Source organism: Novosphingobium sp. LASN5T (genome assembly GCF_003856955.1).
Lineage (GTDB): Bacteria > Pseudomonadota > Alphaproteobacteria > Sphingomonadales > Sphingomonadaceae > Novosphingobium.
The window spans coordinates 1-7922 of record NZ_RQSI01000090.1 but is presented as its reverse complement, the minus strand read 5'-3'; the positions used below and the strand labels follow the sequence as shown (position 1 = coordinate 7922).

The 7922-nt window shown below is 62.8% G+C and carries 12 protein-coding genes; 5 read left to right on the top strand and 7 right to left on the bottom strand.

What is annotated here, in order from left to right; genetic code table 11:
- The 3 genes from EH199_RS23825 to EH199_RS23815 all read left to right on the top strand — a co-directional run.
- A partial coding sequence (locus EH199_RS23825) for a ferredoxin (RefSeq protein ID WP_223806908.1) occupies positions 1-731 on the top strand: 731 nt, incomplete at its 5' end.
- Positions 732-935: 204 nt separating this feature from the next.
- On the top strand, positions 936-1334 hold the full coding sequence (locus EH199_RS23820; RefSeq protein WP_056422467.1) for a VOC family protein: 399 nt from the start codon (positions 936-938) through the stop codon (positions 1332-1334).
- Between the two features lie 179 nt (positions 1335-1513).
- On the top strand, positions 1514-2062 hold the full coding sequence (locus tag EH199_RS23815) for a recombinase family protein (protein ID WP_124811506.1): 549 nt from the start codon (positions 1514-1516) through the stop codon (positions 2060-2062).
- A gap of 6 nt (positions 2063-2068) precedes the next feature.
- Here the strand turns inward: EH199_RS23815 and EH199_RS23810 are convergent, their stop codons facing one another.
- The 5 genes from EH199_RS23810 to EH199_RS23790 form a co-directional block, all read right to left on the bottom strand.
- A complete protein-coding gene (locus EH199_RS23810) occupies positions 2069-2509 on the bottom strand; it encodes a helix-turn-helix domain-containing protein (protein WP_124811505.1) in 441 nt (146 codons plus the stop codon).
- A 76-nt stretch (positions 2510-2585) separates the two neighbouring features.
- Positions 2586-3692: a replication initiation protein gene (locus tag EH199_RS23805; protein ID WP_223806907.1), complete on the bottom strand. Its 1107-nt coding sequence runs from the start codon at positions 3690-3692 to the stop codon at positions 2586-2588.
- A 380-nt stretch (positions 3693-4072) separates the two neighbouring features.
- Positions 4073-4369, bottom strand: coding sequence for a hypothetical protein (locus tag EH199_RS23800; protein WP_124811504.1), 297 nt, complete (start codon positions 4367-4369; stop codon positions 4073-4075).
- Complete coding sequence (locus EH199_RS23795) at positions 4366-5235, bottom strand: hypothetical protein (protein WP_124811503.1); 870 nt, start codon at positions 5233-5235, stop codon at positions 4366-4368. The genes EH199_RS23800 and EH199_RS23795 overlap by 4 nt, the downstream gene beginning before the upstream one ends.
- Positions 5235-5504, bottom strand: a complete 270-nt coding sequence (locus EH199_RS23790) for a mobilization protein (protein ID WP_124811502.1) — start codon at positions 5502-5504, stop codon at positions 5235-5237. Before EH199_RS23790 ends, EH199_RS23795 begins: the two co-directional genes overlap by 1 nt.
- A 223-nt stretch (positions 5505-5727) precedes the next feature.
- Between EH199_RS23790 and mobQ the strand changes: the two genes are divergently transcribed.
- Positions 5728-6777 (top strand): MobQ family relaxase, encoded by a 1050-nt coding sequence (gene mobQ / locus EH199_RS23785; protein WP_124811501.1) that lies wholly within the window; start codon positions 5728-5730, stop codon positions 6775-6777.
- 3 nt (positions 6778-6780) lie between these two features.
- On the opposite strand, the gene EH199_RS23780 is transcribed toward mobQ, so the two are convergent.
- A complete protein-coding gene (locus tag EH199_RS23780; protein WP_124811500.1) occupies positions 6781-7215 on the bottom strand; it encodes a type II toxin-antitoxin system PemK/MazF family toxin in 435 nt (144 codons plus the stop codon).
- A gap of 4 nt (positions 7216-7219) precedes the next feature.
- Entirely contained in the window at positions 7220-7483 is a 264-nt protein-coding gene (locus EH199_RS23775) for a prevent-host-death protein (protein ID WP_037531062.1), read from the bottom strand.
- Positions 7484-7581: 98 nt separating this feature from the next.
- On the opposite strand from EH199_RS23775, the gene EH199_RS23770 reads away from it, so the two are divergent.
- A partial coding sequence (locus EH199_RS23770; protein WP_190287416.1) for a hypothetical protein occupies positions 7582-7922 on the top strand: 341 nt, incomplete at its 3' end.

Below are 7922 nucleotides of genomic sequence, written 5' to 3'. Positions count from 1 at the left end.
TGGAAGAGAGTTGGGAAGCGCCAGTCCAAGAGCTGAGCAGTTTGCTCGTGAAGGCGACGCGGGCGGTGCAGGTCTGGCGGAACCGCCTTCAGCAAAATTTGCCACCAAGCGATGGCGACTTCTATGTCGAGCCGGGCTGCTGCCTATTATGCGGCGTCCCGGAGGATATTGCTCCCGAGATTTTTGAAACGGGGAAAAACCACTGCTTCGTCAAACGGCAACCCTGCTTACCAGATGAAATCGACCGAACCCTAAAGGCTATGTGGTCCAGTGAGGTGGATTGTATCCGCTATCGTGGCCACGACGCGGTTTTGCTCGAAAGGCTGGCACGAGCGGGCATGGCCGATCAGGCTGATTACCCTCTACGGCTTGACGCCCCAGCGGGTCTCCGAAATCGGGTGAGCTTCGGCATCTCGACCGAAAGCAGCCTGTCCACCTCCCCGGCCCTCATCGCTAGCGTTTTTCGCGCCGACATGGTTGCGAGTGGTAAGACAGTGCTACCCGCCATGTTCGGCCGAAAGACTGTCTGGGTATCGTGGTTTCAGAACCGCTTTCACCTGGTCCGCTTCACTGATGAAGGTGCCGGCCGGTTCGCTGCCCGTTTGCGATCTAGCATCGCACTCCAAGGGCTCGCGTGGCTTGTCGACGACTGGCTCCGCACCAAGAATGTCGAGAACATTCATTGGGAAGCCACAGGTGATCCGTTGTCAGGTAGCCCGACCCTGATGTGAAGATGCCTACGGCCCGGCACCGTGCCTGGTGGTCAGTGATGCGAAAATCAAAAGTTTTGCATCAACGAAAGGCGCAAAGCGGCCAGTCGGCTTGCGCTTAGTAGCGGGCATTCCGAGGGCCCAGGGGTGACTTGCGAGTTATGTGCCGGTTAGGTAAGACCGCTAATGGCGATCGGCAGTCGATCAGGCTTCAGGAGAGTACGCGTGCTTTTTCACACCATGGTCGGATCGAACGACATTGAACGGTCCAAGCGCTTCTACGACACGGTGCTTGGCACCTTGGGTGCAGGGGAAGGGACGCGGAACATCGCCGATAGCGGCCATACACGTCTGATCTACAATAATGGCAACGGGACTAACTTCATCGTCAGCCAGCCGATCAACGACGAACCGGCAAGCGTCGCCAACGGTAGCACCGTCGCCTTTTCCTGCGACTCGCCCGAGCAGGTGAAGCAGCTTCACGACACTGCCGTCGCCGCTGGCGGAACCTCGATCGAAGCTCCGCCCGGACCGCGCGAAACTGCCTCCATGGGCACCATCGAACTGGCTTATTTTCGTGACCCCGACGGTAACAAACTGTGCGGAATTCATTTTCCTGCCTGATCCGTCCGGCACGGGTCCGCTTCTGACCTTAGCGGACCTCGATCATGCGATCCTGCGAATGTCCGTTTTCCACCACTTTTCGCCGTCCGTGATGCAAAACTCACAGGTTTTGCATCACCCGGAAAACGGCTGAAATCCGGGCACTTCCTTGATGCATAATTCCGATGCACAATCGGAGCATGATTTACGGCTATGCGCGCGTCTCATCCAACGGGCAGGATCTGGCGCAGCAGCTCGCCCAGCTCGACGCGGCCGGCTGCACCAAGATCTACCGCGAGAAGGTCAGCGCCGCGACGGCAGAGCGGCCCCAGCTCAAGCGCGCGATCGGCGCGCTGGATGCCGGCGACGTGCTGATGGTGACGGCAACCGATCGCTTGGCCCGCAACACCCGTGACCTCTTGAATATCCTCCATGCGGTGAAGGAAGCCGGCGCGGGCTTCCGCTCGATCGCGGAGCCGATGGTGGACACTACCTCGCAGTTCGCCGAGGTCGTCATCGCCGTGCTGGGGATCGCGGCGAGCTATGAGCGGCAGCGCATCACCGAGCGCACCGCTGCCGGCAGGGTCCAGGCCAAGGCTCGTGGCGTGAAGTTCGGCCGACGTGCCGCCCTTACCCCTCACCAGCAGACCGAGGCGCTACAGCGGCTTGCAGCCGGCGACACGCAACGCACCGTCGCGGCGCTGTTCGATGTGGATCAGGCAACAATATCGCGGCTTGCCAGGCGATAGCGGGGATCACTCATCGGGCCGGCCGAATAGGCGACCAAAAAACCCTCGCTTGGACTCCGTTGGCCCTGGTCCCGCCAGCAAGCCGATCACTCGGGCCTGTGCCTCACGCCGTTCCTCGTCCGATCGATCGAGACGATGACGAAGATCATCGATCGTTCCCTCCCGGTCGCGTAACTGTTCCAAAGCTGCATCAAGACGGGCCTGTAACACGTTGGAATCTGACCCGTTACGGGTGTCAGCATCGGCGTTGCGTGATGTTCCTATGACTGTTTCGGTAACTGGTGCGGCTGACTTTGGAGGGTAGACCCGATGAAGTTCTACCGGTTCGATCGAAAAAGAGCCGTCATCCTTTTTTGTGGCGGATATCCGGCCACTATTGATGGCGCGAGATATGGAAGCCTTGCTGATACCCGTTGCCTTGGCGGCTTCTCCTAGGGTGTAAGCCATGTATCTGCCCCTGTTGCGGATCGTTTCAAACGACGGTCAGCTAACCGTTAGCAGAAACGGAGTAAGGGAGGAATGGTTAGGCTCTGCCCCACTTAGAGGCACACCCCGTAACCCATTTCGTCCAATCAGCCTTGAGAGCGTCGCCAGTCAGCTTACGGCGATGTTCGGGGCGGACGCGGGCATACTGATCCGCCAATCGCTGGACGGCATGCCCCCCGCCCAGGCTTATCCCGATCGCGTGAAGCTCTGGGGTCTTGAACCCATCTATTTGGTCGTCGGCAGGCCAGCGCAGAGCATCGGAAACAGATAGCCTGGAGGCGGCCGACGCGATGAGGCTGGCGGTATCGACGATAGTTTCCGTCGTGCCCTCCCGGCGCGCCTTCCGACCGCCGCTATGCCGCCCGGCCTCATCGGCCGCTGCGTCCGTGGCATCATCGTCCTTCGGTGTGAAGGTCAGGGTAACGTGGGTGATCTTACCTCGTGCACCACGCTTTTCCGTCCATTCCATGGTGAACGCGGCGAGCTGGTCGATTTCGGCTTTCGCGAGATCGAGGACGAAGCGGCGGAAATCGGAAAAATTGAGCAGCGTCTTAGGCGCTACGCCGACCCGCTCCCGCAATTCCTCGATCGTACCTGACCATCGAGGCTCGCGACGACCAGCTAGCAGGCATCCCATCTCATAGAGGGTGATGGCGTATTTGGACCGGAATGCGAGCAGTGCCGCCCGGTTCAACCGGGCATAGTAGTCGCTCCCTTGCAGGATGGCCCGAGCCGGTGCTGTAAACTCCCATTCGACAGTAGCCCGGCCATCCTCCGCATGTTCGTTGAGCGTCCAGGCGAGCAGGGCGGCGGTAAGGGTCGCAACGCGCCCTTGGGCCGAGGTCGAAGGCATCTGGAATTTCACATCCATCAGCTCGTCAAGCGTGTCCTGTATCCGATCGTTGGCATTGTGCGTGCCCCGCAGTTCACGCTTGGCGATGACGTGCGATCCTGGCTGCCAGGCTTCGCCAGCAGCTTTGGCGATTAGGAGAGCCAAGGTTTTGCGAGCTGCAAGGGAAGGTGATGTACCCGCACCGAAACGGGCTTCGATGAACTCACCAGCTTTGACGATGGCGTGACCATCACGGACTGACGCCGTGGAAGCCGCTTTCATGGTGCGGCCGAGGACTGGATCATCGAACATTACCCAAAGTGCATCAGAAACGAGCTACGAATCAATATCTATTCGCATCTCGCTTCTGTGCGGAATGCCCCACCCCATTTCTCGTAACTGGGCACCCCATTTCTCGTAGGTGCGCACCCCATTCCTCGTACCTGCGCACCCCATTCATCGTAGGTCGAGGCCTTTCCGATAACAAAATCAGTAGTTTAAGTGGCCCTGAATCATAGAATCAAAGAGAATATGAATCATCGCGGGCGCGCACGAGGCAACGACAGCCTGATGACATGCGGAATCGGCCTTCGGCCGATGCATTAATGCTACGTGCCGGCTACGCCGTCACAGGAGCGGCCTATCGGCCGCTGGCTCGGCGAGGAAGGAGTCGGGGTGGGGGCGGTCTGCGATCATTCGCCGGTCGTTACGCGGCGAGGAGGTTTGCCGTTGCCATCGTGGACGACGATCGCGGACACGCCCGAGGCGGCGATGCGATCGATCAGGCGATCGGCCTCCTCGTATTGGTCGCTGGGCCAGTCGCGGGCGACGTGGACGCGATCGTCGCCGATTTCGAGCGTCAGGTGCGAAATGGAGGGATCGAAGTCGAGCAGCCGCGCCATGTCGGCTTGGGTTTCGAGCGTGACGTGCCGGAGATCATCGCCGGTCATGATGAGCTGCCAGGTGCGGGTGCGATCATCGAGGCTCATGGCATGGGCCATCCAGTGATCGACTTGGCATCGGCGTTGGTGGCGAAGCAGTAGCGCACGCCCTGCCGCTTCTCGCTGTGCCAGCCATTCCCCTTGGGACAGCCGGCGATATCCGGGATCGTCATGGTGCTGGCCTGGTCGAGCTGGCGAGCGAGCTTGCCGTTGACGGTGTTGGCCCAGCTCGCGGCGGCGACCTCGTCGCGGGCGCGGGCATAGCCCGATGCTTCACCGGCCCCGTTCCCGAGGTGATAGCCGTAACCCAGCGCAACAGGCACCAGCAGGGCGAAGCCGGCGAGCGCGCCGTTCCACCACCTGTCCCACCGGCGCCGGCGCAGCTCATGGGCGCGGCGATCGGCGGCATCGGCGGCAAGACGATCGTTCAGGGCGGCGTGTGCGGCCGTGTCAGCATCGATCCGACGCCGCAGGGTCTCTCCCGCCCCGGCAAGGCCATCTGCGGCCCCATGACGCGCTCCGGCCTCCGCACGGGCTGCCAGAACCGCAGGATCGACCAGGCGGGCCGCTATGGCCGTGTCGCGGGCTTCCTCATCTTCGGCGCGCTGGGCGTCCCTGGCGGCGGCATCGGCGAGGCTGGCGCGCACGTCGGTCACCAGGTCGCGCAGGGTGCCGAAACCGGCAAGGATGCGCTGGATGTTGGTATCGAGGTGGGAGAAGAAGCTGTGCGCCTGGGCGGCGTCGGCGGCACCGCGCGCGCGACCGGCAGCAGAGGGCGGAGGGTCGGTGGGCATGTCGAACTCGGCCGGGTCGAACTTGCCGGCCGGGGGATCGTGGCGATCGGACCCGAGCAGATCACGCCCCCTTCCGCGTTCTACCGGGCGGCGGGGATCGTCGTCGCGGTCGCGGTCCATCAGTGGTCCTCCCCGGGCAGCGTCCACCCTTCAAACGGTTTCCTGTCCTGATCACGGCTGATGCGGTGGGTCAGCTCGGTGACGATGCCGGCGAACCGCTGATCCTTGGTGGCGGCATCGAGTAGCAGGCCACCCAGGATGATCTTGCGGCGGGTATCGAGGCGACGGCCTTCGGTGGCGATCCGGGCGTTGAGCGCATCGAGGCGAGCCTTGGCCTGGGCAAGACGTTTTTTCGCCAGTTCGACAGATTCGGGAGTGGGGGCAGCCATACCTTCTCCGCGTCAAAGCACGATCACAAAGAGAGCATAGCGCAACCCAACGAACGAAGCCACCCGAGACAACGGTAGGAGACAAGGGCGCACTTTAGCATTACTACGTAATCCGTGCGGCAGGGAAACCCTGCACCCATGTCGCAAGCGACAGCGGGGCCTCCGCCCCACACCCCGACCAGCGTCATGCCGCTGGACTACGCTCGAGAAAGGCGCGCGACCGATGGCGATCTACCATCTGGCGGTGAAATCGGTGTCGCGCTCGACCGGGCGCAGCGCGGTCGCGGCGATCGCGTATCGTGCCGGCGTCGAGTTGGTGAACGAGCGCGACGGCCTGGTGCACGACTACACGCGGCGGGGCGGCGTCGAGGATGCTTTCATCGTCGTGCCGGAAGGCGCGGAGTGGGCGCAGGACCGATCGGCGCTGTGGAACGCGGCCGAGGCGGCGGAGAAGCGCAAGGACGCCAAGGTCGCGCGGGAATATGAGCTGGGGCTACCGGCCGAGCTGGACGCCAGCCAGCGCCGCGACCTGGTTCGTGCTTTTGCGGAGGATATCCGCGACCGTTACGGGGTGGCAGTCGATGCAGCGATCCATGCTCCTCATGATTACGGCGACGATCGCAATCACCATGCCCATGTCATGACGACGACGCGGGTGGTGGACGCGCAGGGGCTGGGGGCGAAGACGCGCCAGCTCGACGTGCGATCGTCGGCATCGATCGAGGTGGAGGCGATCCGGGAGCGGTGGGCAGAGCAGGTCAACGATGCGCTGGAACTGGCACAGGTGGCCGAGCGGGTCGATCATCGCAGCTATGCCCGCCAGGGCGTCGAAATGGAGCCGACCGTGAAGATGGGCCATGCGTCGGCCGCGATCGAGCGGCGCGCGTATGCCGAGCAGATCGCGGCGGGCGAGCAGCCGCACGCGGTCACCCCGCGCGGGCAAATGAACGAGGCGATCCAGGAAGCGCGAGGGCTGGGGGTCTATCTCGAGCGCGGCCGGGAGTGGCTGCAGGAGATGGGGCAGCGGGTGCGCGACCATGCCGAGCTAGCGGCGCACGGCATGGCGAGCCTGGTCCAGGGCGCGGCGCGGACGATGCGGGCGGGGTTGCAGACCGGCACCGGCGACGGGTTTGATGCGCTGCCGGCGCTCGATCAGTCACCCCGGCAGCAGCAGACGCCGGCCCTCGATCATGGTCAGGACGAGCGCGATCGGCAGCGACAACGCCAGCGCGGGCATGACCGCGATGGGCCGGATATCGGGCAAGGGCGGTAGGCCTCAGTCGCGAGAAATCTCCGTGACGTGCCGCGCAGCGGCCAGTTCGAGGATGCGGCCGATGACGGTATCGTAGAGTTTGGGCGGGATGAAGCCGTAGGCGAAGCGATCCTTGCTCCCAGGCACGGGTCGAATGTCATAGCCGGGCCAGGCGAACTGGTTCACTTCATCCAGCACGATCCAGGAGCGATCGTCATCGAGGCCGAGCGCCTGCTTGACGCGGGGTGGTAGCTCGATCGCTTCCCCGTCCTTCGCTGGCGGGGTGTGTGTGATCGGCGCGACCGTCACGCGCGGGGCACCGCCCTTGGGGCTTTGCACCGCCAGCACGATAACGCTGGGGCGGACCTTGCGGCCTTCCTCCTGTCCTTTGCGATGCTCGTGCCGCCACAGATAGGCATAGGGGATGACCAAGCCCGGTTCCGGGGTAGGAAGCGACAAAGGCTCAATCCATCAGCGCATTGAGATGGTCGTGGCGAGAATCCATCCGTGATGCCGCCAGCGCCTTCAACGTCGCGCCGTCCAGCTCTTCGACCGCCAGGGCGGTAGGAGCCGTAGCCTTGAGGCGCTGATATTCGTCATAGTCTCGGGCCGACACGAAATACCCGGTGACCCGGTTGTGCGTCACCACGGCGACCGGCTCGCGCTGTGCTTCCTCGCGGTAACGTCCGAAATTGCGGGCGAACTCCGTCGCGGCTACCTGTGTCATCGTGCCCTCCTTGGCATTCAAGAAAGTTGATACACAAAACGCGCGTTTTTCGCAACTCTGCTATAGGCCTATCATGGTGATCGAGGTAAGCTCGAACCATGAACCCTTTCGCTGGTATGGACCCGACCATTGAAGAGTACGTGAAGGCGAACGGCTCAACGCTGTTTACTGAATGGGCTGGCGAGCCGGCTCGTTTCTTCCATCTTCCTGGGCACCCTCCATTCGAATGTTTCCAAGTGTCGATCAATCCGCCTCGGGCCGGCCGCGTGGCCGTGTTTGCTAGGTCGATCGACACGAACGATGGAAGCGAGTTGGAAGAGAGTTGGGAAGCGCCAGTCCAAGAGCTGAGCAGTTTGCTCGTGAAGGCGACGCGGGCGGTGCAGGTCTGGCGGAACCGCCTTCAGCAAAATTTGCCACCAAGCGATGGCGACTTCTATGT

What these genes read in the sequence shown, in the direction of transcription:
- EH199_RS23815 (WP_124811506.1), top strand. Translation starts at nt 1,514, where the DNA reads ATGATTTACGGCTATGCGCGCGTCTCATCCAACGGGCAGGATCTGGCG.
- EH199_RS23810 (WP_124811505.1), bottom strand. Translation starts at nt 2,509, where the DNA reads ATGGCTTACACCCTAGGAGAAGCCGCCAAGGCAACGGGTATCAGCAAG.
- EH199_RS23805 (WP_223806907.1), bottom strand. Translation starts at nt 3,692, where the DNA reads ATGTTCGATGATCCAGTCCTCGGCCGCACCATGAAAGCGGCTTCCACG.
- EH199_RS23800 (WP_124811504.1), bottom strand. Translation starts at nt 4,369, where the DNA reads ATGAGCCTCGATGATCGCACCCGCACCTGGCAGCTCATCATGACCGGC.
- EH199_RS23795 (WP_124811503.1), bottom strand. Translation starts at nt 5,235, where the DNA reads ATGGACCGCGACCGCGACGACGATCCCCGCCGCCCGGTAGAACGCGGA.
- EH199_RS23790 (WP_124811502.1), bottom strand. Translation starts at nt 5,504, where the DNA reads ATGGCTGCCCCCACTCCCGAATCTGTCGAACTGGCGAAAAAACGTCTT.
- mobQ (WP_124811501.1), top strand. Translation starts at nt 5,728, where the DNA reads ATGGCGATCTACCATCTGGCGGTGAAATCGGTGTCGCGCTCGACCGGG.
- EH199_RS23775 (WP_037531062.1), bottom strand. Translation starts at nt 7,483, where the DNA reads ATGACACAGGTAGCCGCGACGGAGTTCGCCCGCAATTTCGGACGTTAC.